Origin of the sequence: Sulfitobacter sp. PM12 (assembly GCF_045586035.1) — a bacterium.
Classification (GTDB): Bacteria; Pseudomonadota; Alphaproteobacteria; order Rhodobacterales; family Rhodobacteraceae; genus Sulfitobacter; species Sulfitobacter pontiacus.
The window spans coordinates 1884504-1903878 of the sequence record NZ_CP151529.1 but is presented as its reverse complement, the minus strand read 5'-3'; the positions used below and the strand labels follow the sequence as shown (position 1 = coordinate 1903878).

Here is a 19375-nt window from a genome sequence, read left to right as displayed (position 1 = left end):
TAGAATAGTCAAAAGATGCAGAAGAAAGCAGGCGGATTCCATGGGCAAGCTGATCAAGTTTCTGATTTACCTCGCAATTATCGGGTTCATCGGCCTTGCGGTCTATGCCTATGTGGGGCCGTTCTTCGGGGCGGACTTTGCACCACCCCAAGTCGAAATCCGCGAATCCGTGACGTTGGAGCAGCAATGATCCGATTTGTCAGGCAGCTAAGCGTTTTTTGCCTGATTGCCCTCCCCCTTGGTGTCGCCGCGCAAACCGCAGCGCAAAATGACCGCAACGCGCCTTTGTCGGTGATCGACTGGCTCGGCGAACGTCCCAAGACGCCGCAACCGACGCGCAAGGCCCCCGTAAAGCCGGACGAGGCCCCCGTGGCGCGGACCGCGCTGCCGCCTGCCGTGACCGTGGCCCCCTTGGGCAAAGGCGGGCCGCGCGCCATCGGGTTGGTGCCAACCAAGGTGACAGGACTGCCGCAGGATCTATGGACGGGCAGCACCGCGGAAGACATCGCGCATCAGCTTGACCGTCTGCCAGAGCTTCACCTGCCCGTAGCCCATTCGCTGCTGTTTACCCTGCTGCTGGCGCAGGCAACCGCGCCGCAGGGGGACGCGAACCAGGGCGATGCGCTTGCCCTCGCCCGTGTGCGCACCTTGATGGAGGCTGCGGCGCTTGACCCTGCGATGTCGCTGATCGAACAGGCGGGTGTCGAGACTTCGCCGGATCACTTTGGCCTATGGATGCAGGTGAGCCTGCTTTTGGGCACAGAAGATCGTGCCTGCCTGCGGCTGAAGGACAAACCCTTCCTGACAACGGATTACGGCGTGCGCATCCTGTGCGCTGCGCGGTCGGGGGAATGGGACACGGCGGCGCTGACGCTGGGGTCTGCCCAAGCGCTGGCGCTGCTGCCCGAAAGCGATCTGTCGCTGCTGGACCGGTTCCTCAACCCTGACCTCTACGAAGGGGCCGCGCCCCTGCCCGGCCCGCGCGAGATGACGCCGCTCAAGTTCCGGCTTCTCGAGGCGATCGGAGAGCCGCAGCCCACGCGGAACCTGCCCGCCGCCTATGCTGTGGCCGATCTGCGCGATATCGCGGGCTGGAAGGCACAGCTCGATGCGGCGGAGCGTCTGACCCGTATCGGTGCCCTGCCCGACAACCGGTTTCTGGGCATTTATACCGACCGTGAGCCTGCGGCCTCTGGCGGGGTGTGGGACCGTGTCGAAGCGCTCCAGCGGTTCGACACGGCCATGTCCAGCGGCAATACAGAGGCAATCGCCAAAGCCCTGCGCCCCGCGTGGCGCGCCATGCAGCAGGCCGAGACCGAAGTGACCTTCGCCACCCTCTATGCCGAGGATTTGCAGAGCACCGACCTTACCGGTGCCAGCGCCGCCCTGCGTGACCGTATCCTGCTGCTGTCACCGCTCTACGAGCAGGTTACCAGCACCGATACGACACCGGCAGAGATTACATTCCTGTCGCAGATCGCGCGCGGGGAGGCCCCGAAAACCACGCCCGACATCCCCCACGCACAGGGGATTGCCAGCGCGTTCACGACGCCAACACCACGTGAGGGGCTGGTTGAAATGGCGCAAAACGGTCAGCTGGGCAGCGCCATCCTGCATACAATTGCCCTGCTAGAGGACGGCGCCCGCGGCGACACGGCTGCCCTGCGCGATGCGATCTCTACCCTGCGGGCCTTGGGGCTGGAAGATGCCGCGCGGCGGGCTGCCCTGCAGACGTCTTTGCTGGAGCGTGACTGATGCAGACCGAGTTGCTGCACTGGATTTCGACCTTCCTAGAGGCGCAGGCGGCGGAACTGGGCGCGGCCACGAACACACAACTCGCCTATGGGCGCGACCTGAAGGATTTTGACAGTTTTCTCGCCCGCCGCGCATTGGATTTCGTCACGGTCGGTCGCAAGGATATCGAAGCCTATCTGGTCTGGTGCGACGCGCAGGGGCTTGCCAAATCCACCCGCGCACGGCGGCTGTCGGCGATCAAACAGCTGTACCGTTTCGCCTTTGAAGAAGGGTGGCGCACCGATAACCCCGCGATCCAGATTGCCGGTCCGGGGCAGGACAAGCGTCTGCCCAAGGTGCTGTCAGAAGACGAGGTCGACCAGCTGCTCGACGCGGCGCGCCACTCGGGGCGCAACACCTCGGACCAGCTGCGCAACACCTGTTTGATGGAGCTGCTCTACGCCACCGGCATGCGGGTGAGCGAGCTGGTGAGCCTTAGGGTCAGCGCGGCCCGCGGCGATCCGCGTTTGCTTTTGATCATGGGCAAAGGCGGCAAGGAACGTCTGGTGCCCCTGTCTGACCCCGCGCGCGAGGCGCTGGCGGCATGGCTGGTGCAGCGCGATAGAACCGACGAGGCCGCACAGGCCAAGGGCAAACCCGCGTCGATTTACCTGTTCCCCAGCCGCGGCAGCGCCGGATATCTGACGCGCCACCGTTTCTATCTGCTGATCAAGGAATTCGCCCTGACCGCCGGTGTTGATCCGTCCAAGGTTACCCCCCACACCCTACGCCACGCCTTTGCCACGCACCTGCTGGCCAATGGGGCCGATCTGCGGGCGATCCAGACGATGTTGGGGCACGCCGATGTCGCCACGACCGAAATCTACACCCATGTGCTAGAGGCACGTTTGTCCGAGCTGGTGCTGGAAAATCATCCGCTGGCCAAGGCGGGGCGGCGCAGTTCCGGCGGCAAGACATCCTCTGACGGCCAGTGACCGGTCTCTAGCGCTTTATGGTAGCCTTGGGTCAGCCCCGCCTGCACCATCGCGCGGGCGGCGGCGGCATGGTCATAGTCAAGCCTGTGAAACGACACCTGCCCCGCATCAAGCACCGCAAAACGGGTCTGCGGTGCACCGTCGTTGGGCGGCATGCCGATGACACCGGCGTTGATCCACATCCCCCGCGCTGTCTGCCGTTCAAACGCCACCCCGCAGTGCCCTGCGATGATCCCGTCCACCGGACCGATGCTCCGCTCCACCGCCTGCCATTCCGCGTCGAAAACGGCCTTGGGCGAGACGGGCCAGATGAAGCGGGCGATATCATGGTGCCCCCCGTGGATCACGGCATAGCGCTTTCCGGCGTGGTGAAAGCTGAGGATATCCGGCACCTGCCCCATCCAGTCGCGCTGCGCTTGGGTGATCTGTGCGCTGGCGTAGCCGTACCAGCCGACCGACAGCAGATCGCAGGCGCTGCCATCCTCGAACCCGCAGCCGCAATCCATCGCACCTGCGGCAAGCTGCTTTTCACAATTCCCCGCCACCACCGCGATGCCACTGTCCTGCATCCTGTCGCTGACGGCATGGGCATCGGCGCAATAGGCCACGACGTCGCCGGTGCAGATCATCCGGTCCGGCCCCACCCCCAAGGCCCGCGCACGGTCAAACAGCGCGTCAAGCGCCTGCAGGTTGGAATAAGGACCGCCGAACAGCACAATTGGTCCGTTCAATTGTCCCAAATCTTGATGGTTCACCCTGCTCATCCCTTGAATGAAACCGCACACACGCCCATAACCCTATGAGCAAACGGATAAGGTATACTCACAAATGGACACGGCCCCCGCAATCCTAGACGGCGCATTTTGGATCAGCAGCGGTATCATCCTGTTTCTTCTGGTGCTCTCCGGCTTCTTCTCGGGGTCTGAAACGGCGCTGACGGCGGCATCGCGGGGCAAGCTGCGGGGTCAGGCGGATAAAGGGTCCAAGGGGGCGGAACGTGCGCTCAAGATCACCGAGGATAACGAGCGGCTGATCGGCTCTGTCCTGCTGGGCAACAATCTTGTGAACATTCTTGCAGCCTCGCTTGCGACGGCGCTGTTCACGCGGGTCTTTGGCGAATCCGGTGTGGCGCTGGCGACGCTGGTGATGACGCTGCTGGTTTTGATCTTTGCCGAGGTTCTGCCCAAGACCTATGCGATCACCAATGCTGAAACCGCCGCCGCAGCCGTGTCGCGGCCCATTGCGCTGGTGGTGCTGATCTTCAGCCCCGTGGTGTCAGCCGTGCGGTTTCTGGTCCGCGGCATCCTTCGCCTTTTCGGCGTAACCATCGACCCTGACAGCAACATCCTTGCCGTACGCGAGGAAATCGCGGGGGCGCTACAAATCGGCCGCTCTGAAGGCGTGGTAGAGAAGGAAGACCGCGACCGCATTCTAGGCGCGCTCGACCTGCGCGAACGTATGGTGGAAGAGGTCATGCTCCACCGGTCAGGGATCGAGATGATCGATGCCGCCAATGACCCTTCGCAGATTCTTGAACAGATCCTGGAAAGCAACCACACCCGCCTGCCCGTCTACCGCGATGATCCCGAGAACATCATCGGTGTGATCCATGCCAAAGACCTGCTGCGTGCCATGTACAAGCACATCAGCGGTGCCGAGGATGACAAACCGTTCAAGACGTTCAAAATCGCCGATATCGCGATGAAACCCTATTTCGTGCCCGAGACATCTACGCTTGACGAACAGATGCGCCAGTTCCTGCGGCGCCGCACCCATTTTGCGCTGGTGGTGGATGAATATGGCTCGCTTCAGGGGCTGATCACGCTCGAGGATATCCTTGAAGAAATCGTCGGCGAGATCACCGATGAATTCGACCCAGATGCGGACCACGGCGTGACCAAGGCCGAGGACGGGCAGTATTTCGTCGATGGGGCCATGACGATCCGCGACCTCAACCGCGCTACGGAATGGGATTTGCCGGATGAAGAGGCTAATACCGTCGCCGGTCTGGTGATCCACGAAGCGCAGATGATCCCGACGCCCAATCAGGTGTTCTCTTTCCACGGGTTCCGGTTCGAGGTCATCGCCCGCGATGGCAACCGGATCACACAGCTGAAAATCCGCCCCCTGTAAAAGCCGCCCTCAGGTGGTGTCATTGTCCATCTTTGGCGCGTCATCCTCTGTATCGCTGCGCTTTACCGCATCACGGACCGCATCGCGCACGTCTTGGCTGGCGCTTTCCATCAACTGCGCCCGGTCGGGTTCAAAGTCGATCTTGGCAAGCGCGCGTCTGAGGTGACGTTCGGCAGCCCTGCGCGCGGCGATGCGCAGCCCCTCGTCAGGGTGCCGCATCAGGCCGTTCAGCGTGGCTTGAAGCCGCTGCTGCACCTCGACCACCGTACACCCGTCCCGCGCCAACGCGCCAAAAGCGTCCTGCATCAGGTCAGACGGGTCCAGCGGTGCGACATAGATGTGGTCCAGCACCTCGTCGCGGTCCCTTTCGGTCTCGTCCTCGTAAAAGCTCAGGATTCGGCCAATGCGGGTGATCACGTCGATCGCGGTGCCGGGGTCGTTGACCCCCGGCGACAGCGCCTTTGACGCAACCTCTCCCATCACGATGAGACCAAAGCGCGGATCTTGGTCATAGGTTCGCAAATCGCCGATGGTGATACTGGCATTGATCCCTGCATGCAGCGTTTCATCGGTGTGTTCATCGTCCTTGGGCTGCCCCACGCGGTCGATCATCATCAAAGGTTCGTTGACGAAAACAAAGCTGCCGATGTTGCGCTTGAGATAGATCTTCACCCCGTGGTTTTCCGCCACGGTATTCAACGCTTCGGGGTAGATATGCTGGATATAGCCGTTTTCATCCGCGGTGAACGGCTTTGCACTGTCGGGGATATCTCCGGTCAGCGGATTGGCCCCGAGGCAGGGATTATGCAGGCGTTCCTTGAAGGTGCGGCGTGTCTGATCCTCCACCTGTCGCGAGGTATCGATCAGGCTGCCAAAGGTCTGCAAATGCAGCACCCAGCGGATCAGGCTGAACACGATCACCGTCAATACGATCACCGTCATCACGAACAACACGAAAGACCGCTTGTCGTCGAACACCCCAAGCTCGCGCAGGATGATGGCGATCAGCGCATACACATAGGCCCCGATGAAGACGGCCAGCGTATTCTGGGTGGTGCGGTCCTGCACGATCAAGCGGTGAATGCGCGGCGTCCATTGGGTCGAGGTGCTGCGATATACCGTGACCATGACGCTAAGCGAAAAGGTGGTGACCGCAAGCATCGCGTTGGCGATGATCGACAGCAACCGGTCCGCCGCACTGCCGGTCAGATAGGTCGCGAGCGATTGCGGGATCCAGCGTTCGATCAACATGCTCAGCAGCAGCGACAAGACCGCCAACAACCCCATGATCAGCACACGCACCCAAAGCTTGCGGCTGTATTCACGGCCCTTGCGGAGCAGTGTCGATGGCAGAAGGAAGTCAAAGTTCATAGGGTATGTCCGCGTCATGAAGTGCCATGTTCAACAAGCTTGCGCGGAGATCACCTGGCTTACAAGCCCAACGCCCTATGCCGCCCGATGGTTCAAAAATGCCGGGCTAAATCAGCGGGCGGGTCTGATGCTATGCTCTTACGGTGGTTGAACAATCTGGCTATGGTCGGTGTATGAGCCATGACATCCCCATCATCCTGCTGGCCGCGGGGCAATCCTCGCGGATGCGGGGGCGCGACAAACTGCAAGAGATCGTGGAGGGCGAACCCCTGCTGCGCCGACAGGCACGGATTGCGCGGGCGGCGACGCGAGGCGCGGTCATTGTGGCGCTGCCACCTGCGCCCCACCCTCGCTATGCGCTTGTGGCTGATATGGAGGTTGAAGCGCTCCCCGTTCCCGACGCGGCAGAGGGGATGAACGCCTCGCTTCGCGCTGGGTTTGCGGCCCTTCCCGCCGGGACGCCTGCCGCGATGGTGCTGCTTGCCGACCTGCCAGAGCTGACTGAAGATGACTTGAACTCTGTCTTTCACGCCGTTGATATTAAATCAAATTACACGATATGGCGCGGTGCGACGGCGGATGGAAAGCCGGGTCACCCGACGGTATTTGCCGCCTGCCATTTCGATCATTTTGCCCGGATGCAAGGTGACACCGGCGGGAAAGAGATCATCGCTCAGGCCCAGGACCAGACGCTGCTGATCCCCCTGCCGGAGAACCGCGCGCGACTGGACCTTGATACGCCCGAAGCATGGGCCGCATGGCGCGCGGTGCGCTGACCGGCCCCTAACCACGTACCCCTCAACACGAAAAAAACGGGACAGTCGCCTGCCCCGTTCTTCGCCCCGCACCCCCTAGGGGATGCAGGCATGTTGCTGCATATAATGTGGCGCTTACTTCGTCAGAAGCTTCGCCTCGTGCTTTTTCAGCGTGCGGCGCGCGGCGACATAGCCGTCCACCCCTTCGCGCGTTGCCAGTTCCGGGAAAAGCTCCAGGATCTCGTTGCGCTGCGCGTTGCCGACGCCTGCAAGGCTCATATCGCCCGGCTGGAAGCTTTCGGTCCATGTGCCGTCAGACAGGATCACCTCGTGCTGGTCGAACATCACGTGGATGTAGGTCGTGCCAGAGGTTTCAACGATATCAACGCCTTCCAGACCGGTCAGGTGTTTCGCCGCGACCAGAACCTCGCGCTCTTCAAAGTAGAGCGCTGTCTTGTCGTTGGCCACCAGAACGCGGTGGTTGGGGCTGACCAGCATGTCACGCTCGGGCAGATTGTTGCCCAAAGCACCCTGACGGATCAGAACCGGCAGCAGATGCGCTTTATGCGCCAGCTCTTGTCCGGTCATCTCGCGGGCACCGACCCAGCGGATTTCCTGAATACCGTTGTCACGTGTGATGACACGGTCGCCCACCACCAGATCTTCGACCCGACGTTCCCCTTTAGGCGTAGCGATCAAGGTGCCCGGTGTGAAGCAGGGAATGATCTCTTCGATGTTGGTGAAGTCGAGACGACCGGTCTCAGTGCCGGACGCATCCGTAAAGACGATCGTGCCGTCGATGCCATCGTTGGGGCTGTCGCCGTCGATGGTGTCACCGGCATCATTATCCGGCGTGACGTTTTCAAGACGATAACCGCCGCCGGGGCTCAGCGCGCCTCTCAGATCGATGACGTCGTAGTCAGAGGCATCTGTGCCGGCACCGCCGTCGATGGTGTCGCCACCGTTGACGTTGGTGAAGGTATCGCGCCCGTCATTACCTTGCAGGCTGTCATTGCCCGCGCCACCGCTGATGATGTCGTCACCGCCACCTGCGCTGATGGTATCGTCGCCCTCACCACCTTCGATGGTGTCGTTGCCAAAGCCACCCAGCAGGCTGTCGTCGCCGTCGCCGCCGTCGATTTCGTCGTTGTCCTCACCGCCGTCGATGGTGTCGTCACCCTCGCCACCGAACAAGATGTCGTCGCCGCGCACACCGCTGATGGAGTCGTCACCGGTCCCACCGTCTACGGTATCATTGTCACCGGCCGCGATGATCGTGTCGTTTCCGGCACCCCCGAGGATGGAGTCGTCGCCAAAGCCCCCAAGGATGGAGTCATCGCCGTCACCGCCGTCGATGGTGTCGTTGCCCTGACCACCGTCGATGGTGTCGTTCCCGTCACCGCCTTTAACGTCGTCGTTGCCATTGCCAGCGAGGATGGAGTCGTCACCGTCCCCCCCATCAATCTCATCATGGCCCTGTGCGCCGCGGATGGTGTCGTTGCCTTGACCACCCAAGATCGTATCATCGCCCTGACCGCCATCCAGGCTGTCGTCGTCAATGCCACCGTCGATGTAATCGTCATCGGCACCACCCAGGATGGTGTCGTTGTCGTCTTCACCGTACAGCACGTCATTGCCCGCACCGCCTTCGATATAGTCCTTGCCGTTGTTCGGCTGCGGATCGGTGGCGTCGACTTCCTCGCCCTCGTAGCCGGCGATCGGTTCGTTGCCAAAGCCACCATAGATGGTGTCATTGCCTTCGCCGCCATACAGGCTGTCGGACCCGTGGCTGCCGATGATGCTGTCGTCGCCGTCGTCGCCGTAGACCTCATCGTCATCGATACCCGCGTTGATAGAATCGTCGCCCGTGCCGCCGTAGATGGTGTCAGAGTCGTCGCCAGTGCGGATCGTATCGTTCCCGCTGCCGCCGTCGACGAAATCACGACCATCGTCCTTGTTCGGATCGCCGGAATTGAAGAATGGGTTGGGTCGTCCACCGACGGTCGGTTGATCATTCGCATAATCAGAGAAGGTGTCGATACCCGCTTCGATCAGATCGTCACCGTCACCGCCATAGATTTCGTCCGCACCTTGGACATCGGTGATGGTGTCGTTGCCGCTGCCGCCATAGATGGTGTCGTTGTCGATGCCGCCTTCGATGACATCATCATCGTCGCCACCGTCAATATAGTCGGCATCATCACCGCCATCGATCGTATCATTCCCTGCGCCGCCGATCAGCGTGTCTTTGTCGTCGTTGGGGTTGCTATCCTGATCAAAGGGTGTGGAGACCAAAGGAACGTCCGTGTCGGGCACGCCAATCGCACCGGGCTTGTTGCCAATCAGTACGTCGTCACCCTCACCACCGACGAGGGAGTCGTTGCCGTCACCACCGATCAGGCTGTCATCATATTTACCACCGTCGATGGTATCATTGCCGCCCTGGCCATCGATGGTATCATCACCACCGCCGGCGTTCACCACGTCGTTGCCGTCACCGGTCATGACATTCTCGTCACCGCCAGAGCCTGTAACCGTATCGTCACCGCCCCCCAGTTCGAGTCTCTCGATCTCCGAGAATTCGGTGGTGCCGGACCCGTTGGTCAGTGTCCCTTCCTCTTTGTCGGTGAAAGTGACTGTCAGGTCGTCGTTCACAGCCGTACTGTCGATTACATCGCCGTCGGTTTCGCCGCTTTCGCCGCCGATGATAACGTCGTTATCGACGCCATCGGTCAGTGTGAACGTGTCGTCGCCCGCGCCGCCGTCAACGGTATCGTCGCCCAACCCGCTGTCGATCGTGTCGTCGCCACCGTTGCCAAAGATCGTATCGTTGATCCCGTCTGTGCCGTCGATCTGGTCGCCTTGGGCGTCGGTGTACCCCGGTGCCATATCCTCGCCACTGTCCAGACCATCAACAGGGCCGGCCATCTCTTCGCCGATGATGTTTTCGATCTCGGTGAATTTGAACGAGCCCGCGGATGTGCCGTCGTCGTTGTACAGATCAACCGTACCGTTCTGACCATTGCCGTTGCTATCTGGTTCCAGATCACGCAAGCGGAAATTGAGGCCAGTCAGATCAAGCGTGTCATCGTCGGTGTTCAGCGCAGGGTCGGCATTGAAGCCGCCGGCACCACCGTCAACCGTATCGCCATCGGTGCCGCCAAAGATGGTATCCTTGCCCGCGCCGCCGCTAATGTTGTCTTTGCCTTCGCCGCCAGTGAGCTGGTCATCACCGTCGCCGCCGATCAGCGTATCGTCATCATTGCCGCCAAACAGCGTGTCATTGCCTGCGCCGCCGTCGATCAGATCATCGCCGTCGTCGCCCATTAGCAGGTCATTGCCGGCACCCCCGTCAACGCCGCCCACGGGCGCGTCAAAATAGACGTCGGTGATGTTGATGCCCGCGTGGTTCCCTGGCGACAGGCTTTGATCCATCGTGTGGGTGATTTCGAGATAGTCCACCGGACCCGAGATGTTCACCAGCGCAGAGTGGCTCGGATCTGTATCCGGGCCATCGGCACCGCGGCTGATCAGCGTTTCATTCCCGCCAACGCCGTCCTGGTTCTGTGCCTGAATGCCGCCGCCTGTGCTGACGTTGATCGGCGTGCGTGCGCCATCGGGGCCAACGGCCACGATCACAACTTTCGACGCGTTATCAATGTCATTGATGCGGAAGCTGATGTTGGTCACATCCTTCGAGAAGTCCAAGCGATAGGTCGCGCTTTCGCCATCCTGGTTCGCCAGAGACGCCAAAGAGCTGTTCGCATTGGTCGCCTGACCGTCGCCAGTGATCGAATGCACCTTCTGCTGATCAGTGGAGAATGTCGTCTCGGGCGTTTTGCTGCTGCCGGTGACCGAGAAGGTCACATTGACGTTGCCCGTGTCCTGAACAAAGCCACCGCCCAGATTGTCGTTATTATCGACAGCCGAGTTGTCGTGGGGGTCTGGTGCCTTGTCCCACTCAAAGCTCTCACGCTCTGTCGTGCCACCGGGCGTAGAGGCGCCGCCGGTGTTGTTGTCGCCATAGATCGTGTCATTGCCGGTGCCACCGGAAATGGTGTCATCGCCGTGGTTGCCTTCGATCGAATCGTGGCCCGCGTTGCCTTCGATGCTGTCGTTGCCGCCTTCACCAAAGATCGTGTCGTTGCCATTCCCGCCGGTCAGCACATCGTCGCCACCAACGGTGCCATCGGTTGGGGACGTGCTGTCATCGCTCACGGTATAGGTTTTGGCGATATGATCGTATTTGATCGACGGCAGGTTAGAGTTGTGGCTGACGAAATCGTAGGATTTGCCGACTTCCAGCGGTTTGTCTGTCACGAAACCGACGGCATCGTTGCCGTCAAAGTTCACGACGTAGACTGTCACATCCTGCGAGGAATCCACCGCGCCTTCGGGGCGCACAATATAGGAATACTCGGGGATGATCTTGTCGCCGGCGTATTCGGTGTTGCCATCCAATTTGGTGGTTTTCGCCAAGGTTTGCGAATTGTCGTTGTCGTTCAGCTTATCGTCGTCATCATTGATGCCAACCGCAACAGGTGCGGAATTTTCGTTGATAGTGAACGATTTGCCCGACAGATCGCCGGAGCCCACATCGCTGTTCTGGAAGGGGCTTGAACCGCCAGCCACCGTCACATTTGCCAGATCCCACGTCAGAACGGTATGATCCGCACCCGATACAGGCTCAACAGTCTTCGAGACGGGCTGCGCTTTGGTCAGGCCGGCGCTGTCGCCAAAGATGATGTCATCGCCTTCGCCGCCGTGCAGCGTGTCGTTGCCGACGGTGCCGTCGTCATCCGCCAGCAAAGCCGCGGGGTTGTCAAAGAACACGTCGGTTACATTGACGCCCGAGTTGCCGCTTGTGGCACCGGTGTGGATGAACTCGATCCGCGATACGGGACCGTCGATGGACACGTTGACGGAATACTTGCTCGACGAGGGGGAATCGTCGCCGCCCTCGCTGGTGGCCGTGTCCACGCCGAACTTGCCGTCACTGTCCGTCAGCTTCACTTTGCTGGAGCTGCTGTTGGCGATCATATCGACGTCGATCATCTTGCCGGATGCGTCGTAGGCCAGCACTTTCACCGCGCCTCTGTTGTCGATGTCGTTCACATTGAACGACACATTGCCAACGGCCTCGTCAAACCGCAGTTCGAACTTTGTTTCACCGGTGCAGTTGGCCAGCGATTCAAACGAGCTGTTATCGTTCACGCCGTGGGCATCGCCCTCGACATTTCCGGTGAACTGTTTGCTATCGCTGAATTCCTGGTCCGCATTGTTCTTCGGCGAAAAGCTCTTGAGCTCGAATGTGACGTTGACGGTGCCGGTATTCTGGGTGAACCCGCCCTTGAGGTTGTCATTGTCGTCGATCGCGGAACCGTCGCCCGATGGGTCGGGTGCCTTGGACCATTCAAAGCTTTCGCGGGTGTCGCCGTAGTTGCCCTTGGTCGCGCCATCACCGATCAGGATGTCGTTGCCCTTGCCCCCGTCAACATAATCATTGCCCGACCCTGCGACGACCGTATCATTCCCCAAACCCGCGTTGACCGTATCATTGCCGCCACGTGCGAGGATGATGTCATCATTGGACCCGACGTTGCCGAATACCGCGTCGTTACCGTCAACACGGTCTCCGCTTGGGTCATCATTATAGCTGGCGTCGATCTTGTTGCCCTGCTGGTTACCGTCCACGATCCCGTTCGGCCCGTCGGCCGGAGCCTCGGTCGCGGTTTTCTCGGCCTCGGCGGTCGAGGTTTTTCCAAAGAGCCACAGTTTATTCAAAAAGATGGTCATATCGGTCGTCTCCAAAATCAGGTCAGGCACGCTACGGTTGTACCGTCAGCCGTAAAACGAGGGTGCCCAGTCATGGGCGAAGCTAATTAATTCACATGGCACCAATTCTGTGCCGGGGTACTAAGGCGGGACAAAGCAACGCCCTGCCCGCGACGCTGCTGCAATGAGACATACGGCGCGCGGACGGGTGCATCGCGTGACACGCCCAAATCTGCAGCCGTTTGGATACGGGTCATTTGTGTTCTTGTTGTGATCCGAAAACGGCGCTTCGGGGAAGAAATCAAGACGGTCTCGGCAGCGGCGGAGCAACGCAGAGTTGCAACATCACCCATACCCGAACGGTCCGGCACTCGTGGTCTGTAGATACAGTTTCCCATCAGTTTCTCCTCCTTCCGCCAACGTGGCGGGCCGTTAAAAAACGGCGCACAATACCCCTAACAAAGCTCCGCGGTCACAGGCGACACACAAAGAACTCTACCGTCCTGAAGGGAGGATCAGCCGCAGACAGCTGCCCGCTGCCGCGCAACCGGCAGTGGTATATTCATCGGCTCTTGAGAGCCAAGCGAACACATCTTCCCCGCACAACATGTGCGTTCGATGCGGTCGCCCCCGAAACCTAAAAAACTTTGCCCCCCAGTTGGGCACGTTCTTATTACCTACCCGTTGACGTTGCTGGAAGGAAAAAATGGCAAGAATTCGCAGACGCGCCTCTTTTCCGCCTTTTTTGACTCGACGGCGGCGCGGAATATGCACGCATAGGTAGCATATTGTTTCCCATCTCAGGGCGCGAATTTCGATAGAGCGGATGGTTTCCGGGGTTTTTCACTTAATTTTAATGATTTCCCAAACCCAGCCCTCGGCACTGTTTCGCAGGCAGACACAATAAACCATCTTTGCGATTAAATTCGGCGTGGCGGGACTGTGGCGGCGCGTAAATTCGCGATTTGGAACCAATAGCTTGCGACCGCGCCCATTTTTTCGAAAACGCCGCCAGTTTGCCAGCACGAAACCGAATCGCAATACCACCTAAAGGATAGTCGTCGGCACCTCAGGTGGGGTGCCATATGCCGATTATTTAGGCCCGACACCACAAGTTTGACACGAGGACATGCGTTTGAGCGAACATCTGCCGCTACAACCGCAAGAGGGTATTTTGGTCAAATTCGCAGCAAAATCCCACTGTCTCATGATGTTAGGGGGTGATATTTACCGCGCGACAAGTATGCTGATCCAACAGATACAGGAACATGGCGTCGTCACTTGGCCTCTGCCACCACCAGAAGAAGCGTTTGATGAGCAGTCGGAAAATCAAGAATATGGAAGAGTTTGCCGCCGTCAGCGGGATCTCCCGTCCGACGCTTTCCAAGTTCTTCAACGACCCCACCAGCGTGCGTAGCAGCACCCGCAAACGGGTTGAGGCAGCGCTGGACCGATATGACTATCGGCCCAATCTTTACGCCATGAACCAGAACCGCCGTTTGACCAAGAACATCGGCGTCGTGGTGCCGCATCTGGCCGACCCTTTCTTTGCCAAGATTGCCCGCACGATCGAAGAGCACATCTTGCGGCAGGGCTTCCGGCCCGTTCTGCTCGGGTCGCACGGCAGCCCCGAGATGGAGCTGGAGAACCTCGAAAACCTGCGCATGTTGAAACCGGCGGGCGTATTGCTGGCCGCTTTCGGGCGCAGCTCTGATCACGCGCAGATCCAGACCTTTACCGAAGAGGTCCCTACCGTCCTGTTCGATGCGAACATCGATAAGGTCGGCAAGGCGTTCATAGGCTCCAACAATGAACAAAGCGTTGATCTGATCGTCGACTATCTGTGCCGCACGGGCGAGCCGCCTGCCTTTTTCGAGATGAAAGACCCGATGAACCCCAACGCATATAAACGGCGGGCGGCCTATGTCAGGGCGATGGAACGTCTGGGCCAAACGCCGCATCTGATCCAGGTCGGTGGCGAGGGATGGGAATTCGAAGAGATCGGGTTTCGCGAAGGCACCCGCGTGATCCGCGACCGGAGCCTGCCGTCGAAAACAATACTGTGCAGCAACGACCGTTTGGCCATCGGGCTGTTGTCCGCCATTTTCGAGGCGGGGATGAGCGTCGGGATCGAAGCAGGCCACGACTTCCGCGTCGCGGGCCATGACGACCATCCTTTCTCGCGCTTCACCTGCCCGCGTCTAACCACCGTGTCCCAAGACTACGAAGCCATTGCCGAGAAAAGCGCGACCACCCTGCTGGCCCTGATCGAGGCAGATGATTCTCTTGATTCGCGGACAGAGACGCTGTTTGACGGCAAGCTTGTGCTCAGGGGCTCTGCCTAGATTATTGAAAACACGAACCTAAATCGCAAAACTAGACGCGCGTAAAATTCAAATTGACGCGAGTTCATCAATAGCCGTAAGCTTGTCGCTAACATCTCATCAGGGAGGTAGAAGATGTTTGTTTTGAACGCGTTTCGAACGGCGACCGCCATTTCACTTTTGACGGCAGCCGCTGCTTCTGCGGATACGATCACAATCGCTACAGTCAACAACGGCGACATGATCCGGATGCAGGGTTTTACCGATGATTTTACTGCCAAAACCGGCCACGAAGTCGAATGGGTCACGCTGGAGGAGAACGTCCTGCGTCAACGTGTGACCACGGACATCACCACTAAAGGTGGGCAGTTCGACATCATGACCATCGGCATGTACGAGACCCCGATCTGGGGCAAGCAAGGCTGGCTGGTTCCGCTGGACGATCTGTCTGCAGAATATGACACCGACGACATCCTGCCCGCGATGCGCGGGGGTCTGAGCGTCGACGGCACGCTTTATGCGGCCCCTTTCTACGGCGAAAGCTCCATGATCATGTACCGCAAGGACCTGATGGAGAAAGCCGGACTGGAGATGCCCGACGCGCCCACATGGGAATTCGTCGCTGAAGCCGCCCGCGCCATGACCGACCGTGACGCCGGCATCAACGGCATCTGTCTGCGTGGCAAGGCCGGTTGGGGCGAGAACATGGCGTTCCTCACCGCGACAGCAAACGCCTTTGGGGCACGCTGGTTCGACGAAAGCTGGACTGCGCAGTTTGACCAGCCCGCATGGAAAGAAACACTTGAGTTCTATGTGAACCTGATGAACGACGCAGGCCCTCCGGGTGCGGCGAACAACGGGTTCAACGAAAACCTGTCGCTGTTCCAACAGGGCAAATGCGGCATGTGGATCGACGCGACTGTTGCGGCGTCCTTTGTGACCAACCCGACAGATTCCACCGTCGCGGATCAGGTCGGCTTTGCGTTGGCACCTGACACCGGCAAAGGCAAACGCGGCAACTGGCTGTGGGCTTGGGCGCTTGGCATCCCTGCTGGCACCGATAACGAAGCCGCCGCGAAAGAATTCATCGAATGGGCCACGTCCAAAGAGTATCTTGAACTGGTCGCCGAGAAAGACGGTTGGGCAAATGTTCCTCCCGGCACGCGGACATCGCTGTACGAAAACGCCGAATACAAAAAGGTGCCTTTCGCGCAGATGACACTGGACAGCATCCTGTCGGCTGATCCCACCGCGCCAACCGTGGATCCGGTGCCCTACGTCGGTGTGCAGTTTGCAGCTATCCCGGAGTTTGCAGGCATCGCCACACAGGTCGGTCAAGAGTTCTCTGCCGCGCTGGCAGGACAGCAGTCCGTCGATGAAGCCCTGGCCAACGCCCAAGCGTTGACCACCGATGAGATGGAAGCCGCCGGCTACTGATCTGATCGCCCTCGGGGTCAGTCAGCAAAGCTCCCCCTTGCTGACTGGCCCCTTTTTTCCAACACGTGCATGATCGTCCGGGACGGCCCTAGCCCGTCAACGGAGGAGGTATATTCAATGGCAACGCAACACTCACGATCGGCCGCCCGTCTGATGATGGCCCCCGCTGTCGTGCTGCTTCTGGGATGGATGCTCGTCCCCCTGACGATGACGCTGTATTTTTCCTTTCGCAAATACCTACCCCTGCGCGGCGGTGATCTGGGGTGGGTCGGCTTTGACAACTACGTCCGCTTTGTATCGTCCAGCGCCTTCTGGCCGTCGGTTCAGGCGACACTGGTGATTGTGGGCGGCGTCCTGTTCATCACCGTCGTTCTGGGTGTGTTGCTGGCCGTCTTGCTGAACCAGCCGATGTGGGGTCAAGGGATCGTTCGGATCCTCGTGATTGCACCGTTCTTCGTTATGCCGACCGTATCGGCGCTGGTCTGGAAGAACATGTTCATGGATCCGGTCAACGGGCTGCTCGCCCACCTGTGGGGCCTGTTCGGGGCTGAACCGCTGGTGTGGCTGACCGAAGCCTCGACCCAATCCATCATTCTGATTGTCAGCTGGCAGTGGCTGCCCTTCGCGACGCTGATCCTGCTGACCGCGATCCAGTCGCTGGACAGTGAACAACTGGAGGCCGCCGAGATGGACGGCGCATCGCCGGTCAAACGCTTTGGTTTCATCACCTTGCCCCACCTGTCGCGGGCGATCACGGTGGTGGTGCTGATCCAGACGATCTTTTTGCTCTCTATCTTCGCCGAAATTTTCGTGACCACCCAAGGCGCCTTTGGCACCAAAACCCTGACCTATCTGATCTTCCAGCGTGTGCTGGAAAGCCAGAACATCGGGCTCGGCTCTGCCGGCGGTGTCTATGCCATCATCCTCGCCAATATCATTGCCATCTTCCTGATGCGCATGGTTGGCAAGAACCTCGACGCATAAGGAGCCCGTCATGGCACGTGCAACGACCACACAACGCAAGGCTCTGAACACCGCACTCGCATGGGGCGTCGGGCTGCTGATTTTCTTCCCGATCCTCTGGACCATCCTGACCAGCTTCAAGACCGAAGCACAGGCGATTGCAGACCCGCCGGTGTTCCTGTTCTTTGACTGGACACTGGAGAACTACGCCGCGGTGCAGGAACGTTCGAACTACGGCCGGTTCTTGTGGAATTCGGTGGTGATCGCGGGGGGCTCTACCCTTTTGGGCATCCTGATCGCCGTTCCCGCCGCCTGGTCGATGGCCTTTGTCCCCTCCAACCGGACCAAAGATATCCTGCTGTGGATGTTGTCCACAAAGATGTTGCCAGCGGTCGGGGTGCTGTATCCGATCTACCTGATATTTATCAAGATGGGTCTGCTGGACAGCAAGCTGGGGCTGGTCGTGGTGCTGATGCTGATCAACCTGCCGATCATCATCTGGATGCTTTACACCTACTTCAAGGAAATCCCCGGCGAGATCCTTGAGGCAGCCCGTATGGATGGTGCCAGCCTGCGCGAAGAGGTGCTGTATATCCTCACGCCGATGGCGATCCCCGGCATCGCATCCACGCTGCTTCTGAACGTGATCCTCGCCTGGAATGAAGCCTTCTGGACCCTCAACCTCGCCGCCGCCAAGGCTGCCCCTCTGACGGCCTTTATCGCCAGCTATTCCAGCCCCGAGGGGTTGTTCTACGCCAAGCTCAGCGCGGCCTCGACCATGGCCATCGCGCCGATCCTCATCCTTGGCTGGTTCAGCCAGAAACAACTTGTCAGCGGCCTGACCTTTGGCGCAGTGAAATAAGGAAACAACACCATGGGACGCATCACATTAGACAAGGTTTCCAAGCGCTTCGGTGACGTCGAAGTCATCCCGCCGCTGGACCTGACCATCGAAGACGGCGAATTCACCGTCTTTGTCGGCCCCTCGGGCTGCGGTAAATCCACCCTGCTGCGCCTGATTGCAGGGCTCGAAGATACCTCTGGCGGGCAAATCCGCATCGACAAACAGGACGCCACCCATGTGCCCCCCGCCAAGCGCGGTCTGGCGATGGTGTTCCAGTCCTACGCGCTGTATCCGCATATGTCCGTGCGCAAGAACATCGCCTTTCCGATGCGCATGGCGGGTATCCCCGTGGACGAACAGAACCGCCGCATCGATGCCGCGGCGAAAGCGCTGAACCTGACCGCCTATCTGGACCGCAAACCCGGCCAGCTGTCGGGCGGGCAACGCCAGCGTGTCGCGATTGGTCGGGCGATTGTCCGTGAACCCGCGGCCTTCCTGTTCGACGAACCGCTGTCCAACCTTGACGCTGCCTTGCGCGTGGGCATGCGGCTTGAAATCTCCGAGCTGCATAAACGGCTTGAGACGACGATGATCTATGTGACCCATGATCAGGTCGAAGCGATGACCATGGCCGACAAGATCGTGGTGCTTCAGGCCGGTGTGATCGAACAGGTCGGCTCCCCGCTTGAGCTTTACCACACACCCCGCAACACCTTTGTCGCGGGCTTTATCGGCTCGCCCAAGATGAACCTGATCTCGGGCCCCGAGGCGGCCAAACACGGTGCGCATACCATCGGCATCCGCCCTGAACACATCGACGTGTCGACAACCGAAGGCACCTGGAGCGGCGTCGTCAAAGTGTCGGAGCATTTGGGGTCGGACACGTTCTTCCACGTCTATGACACCGGCCTGACCGAGATGATGACCGTCCGTGCCCGCGGCGAAGTGGGCTTGCGCCACGGCGACCGAGTCTTCCTGACCCCGCGCGAGGAGTCGCTTCACCGCTTCGACGCCAACGGCCTACGCATCGCATGAAGCGCCGCG

General features: G+C 59.9%; 13 protein-coding genes. 10 read left to right on the top strand and 3 right to left on the bottom strand.

All coding sequences use genetic code 11. From position 1 onward, the window contains the following. Positions 1-40 precede the first annotated feature (40 nt). Genes AADW22_RS09340 through AADW22_RS09330 form a run of 3 tightly spaced genes read left to right on the top strand, consistent with a single transcriptional unit; the run spans position 41 to position 2729 of the window. Entirely contained in the window at positions 41-190 is a 150-nt protein-coding gene (locus AADW22_RS09340; RefSeq protein ID WP_005853380.1) for a hypothetical protein, read from the top strand. After that, positions 187-1755 carry a hypothetical protein gene (locus AADW22_RS09335; protein WP_407473572.1) on the top strand — a complete coding sequence of 523 codons (1569 nt, stop codon included), beginning with the start codon at positions 187-189 and terminating at the stop codon, positions 1753-1755. The genes AADW22_RS09340 and AADW22_RS09335 overlap by 4 nt, the downstream gene beginning before the upstream one ends. Further along, positions 1755-2729 (top strand): site-specific tyrosine recombinase XerD, encoded by a 975-nt coding sequence (locus AADW22_RS09330; RefSeq protein WP_407473571.1) that lies wholly within the window; start codon positions 1755-1757, stop codon positions 2727-2729. Before AADW22_RS09335 ends, AADW22_RS09330 begins: the two co-directional genes overlap by 1 nt. On the opposite strand, the gene AADW22_RS09325 is transcribed toward AADW22_RS09330, so the two are convergent. Then, entirely contained in the window at positions 2666-3493 is an 828-nt protein-coding gene (locus tag AADW22_RS09325; protein ID WP_407473570.1) for a metallophosphoesterase family protein, read from the bottom strand. The genes AADW22_RS09330 and AADW22_RS09325 overlap by 64 nt on opposite strands. Before the next feature lie 64 nt (positions 3494-3557). Here AADW22_RS09325 and AADW22_RS09320 point away from each other — a divergent pair, with 64 nt between their 5' ends. Next, positions 3558-4862 (top strand): HlyC/CorC family transporter, encoded by a 1305-nt coding sequence (locus AADW22_RS09320; RefSeq protein ID WP_005853373.1) that lies wholly within the window; start codon positions 3558-3560, stop codon positions 4860-4862. Positions 4863-4871: 9 nt separating this feature from the next. Here the strand turns inward: AADW22_RS09320 and AADW22_RS09315 are convergent, their stop codons facing one another. After that, positions 4872-6233: a DUF2254 domain-containing protein gene (locus AADW22_RS09315; protein WP_037944216.1), complete on the bottom strand. Its 1362-nt coding sequence runs from the start codon at positions 6231-6233 to the stop codon at positions 4872-4874. Between the two features lie 173 nt (positions 6234-6406). Here AADW22_RS09315 and AADW22_RS09310 point away from each other — a divergent pair, with 173 nt between their 5' ends. After that, positions 6407-7009, top strand: coding sequence for a nucleotidyltransferase family protein (locus tag AADW22_RS09310; protein ID WP_289081139.1), 603 nt, complete (start codon positions 6407-6409; stop codon positions 7007-7009). Positions 7010-7123: 114 nt separating this feature from the next. Here the strand turns inward: AADW22_RS09310 and AADW22_RS09305 are convergent, their stop codons facing one another. Next, positions 7124-12814: a Hint domain-containing protein gene (locus AADW22_RS09305; RefSeq protein ID WP_407473569.1), complete on the bottom strand. Its 5691-nt coding sequence runs from the start codon at positions 12812-12814 to the stop codon at positions 7124-7126. A gap of 1262 nt (positions 12815-14076) precedes the next feature. On the opposite strand from AADW22_RS09305, the gene AADW22_RS09300 reads away from it, so the two are divergent. The 5 genes from AADW22_RS09300 (at position 14077) to AADW22_RS09280 (ending at position 19366) form a co-directional block, all read left to right on the top strand. Beyond that, positions 14077-15108 carry a LacI family DNA-binding transcriptional regulator gene (locus tag AADW22_RS09300; protein ID WP_037944213.1) on the top strand — a complete coding sequence of 344 codons (1032 nt, stop codon included), beginning with the start codon at positions 14077-14079 and terminating at the stop codon, positions 15106-15108. Between the two features lie 114 nt (positions 15109-15222). Then, positions 15223-16524: a sugar ABC transporter substrate-binding protein gene (locus tag AADW22_RS09295; RefSeq protein ID WP_037944212.1), complete on the top strand. Its 1302-nt coding sequence runs from the start codon at positions 15223-15225 to the stop codon at positions 16522-16524. Positions 16525-16641: 117 nt separating this feature from the next. Continuing rightward, the gene (locus tag AADW22_RS09290) at positions 16642-17508 is read left to right on the top strand and encodes a carbohydrate ABC transporter permease (RefSeq protein ID WP_407473568.1); all 867 of its coding nucleotides are present in this window, start codon (positions 16642-16644) and stop codon (positions 17506-17508) included. 10 nt (positions 17509-17518) lie between these two features. Beyond that, positions 17519-18349, top strand: coding sequence for a carbohydrate ABC transporter permease (locus AADW22_RS09285; protein ID WP_005853358.1), 831 nt, complete (start codon positions 17519-17521; stop codon positions 18347-18349). A 12-nt stretch (positions 18350-18361) separates the two neighbouring features. Next, positions 18362-19366 (top strand): ABC transporter ATP-binding protein, encoded by a 1005-nt coding sequence (locus AADW22_RS09280; protein ID WP_037944211.1) that lies wholly within the window; start codon positions 18362-18364, stop codon positions 19364-19366. The last annotated feature ends 9 nt before the right edge of the window (positions 19367-19375 follow it).

Coding starts and splice junctions, on each gene's coding strand:
- AADW22_RS09340 (WP_005853380.1), top strand. CDS start 41: ATGGGCAAGCTGATCAAGTTTCTGATTTACCTCGCAATTATCGGGTTC.
- AADW22_RS09335 (WP_407473572.1), top strand. CDS start 187: ATGATCCGATTTGTCAGGCAGCTAAGCGTTTTTTGCCTGATTGCCCTC.
- AADW22_RS09330 (WP_407473571.1), top strand. CDS start 1,755: ATGCAGACCGAGTTGCTGCACTGGATTTCGACCTTCCTAGAGGCGCAG.
- AADW22_RS09325 (WP_407473570.1), bottom strand. CDS start 3,493: ATGAGCAGGGTGAACCATCAAGATTTGGGACAATTGAACGGACCAATT.
- AADW22_RS09320 (WP_005853373.1), top strand. CDS start 3,558: ATGGACACGGCCCCCGCAATCCTAGACGGCGCATTTTGGATCAGCAGC.
- AADW22_RS09315 (WP_037944216.1), bottom strand. CDS start 6,233: ATGAACTTTGACTTCCTTCTGCCATCGACACTGCTCCGCAAGGGCCGT.
- AADW22_RS09310 (WP_289081139.1), top strand. CDS start 6,407: ATGAGCCATGACATCCCCATCATCCTGCTGGCCGCGGGGCAATCCTCG.
- AADW22_RS09300 (WP_037944213.1), top strand. CDS start 14,077: ATGAGCAGTCGGAAAATCAAGAATATGGAAGAGTTTGCCGCCGTCAGC.
- AADW22_RS09295 (WP_037944212.1), top strand. CDS start 15,223: ATGTTTGTTTTGAACGCGTTTCGAACGGCGACCGCCATTTCACTTTTG.
- AADW22_RS09290 (WP_407473568.1), top strand. CDS start 16,642: ATGGCAACGCAACACTCACGATCGGCCGCCCGTCTGATGATGGCCCCC.
- AADW22_RS09285 (WP_005853358.1), top strand. CDS start 17,519: ATGGCACGTGCAACGACCACACAACGCAAGGCTCTGAACACCGCACTC.
- AADW22_RS09280 (WP_037944211.1), top strand. CDS start 18,362: ATGGGACGCATCACATTAGACAAGGTTTCCAAGCGCTTCGGTGACGTC.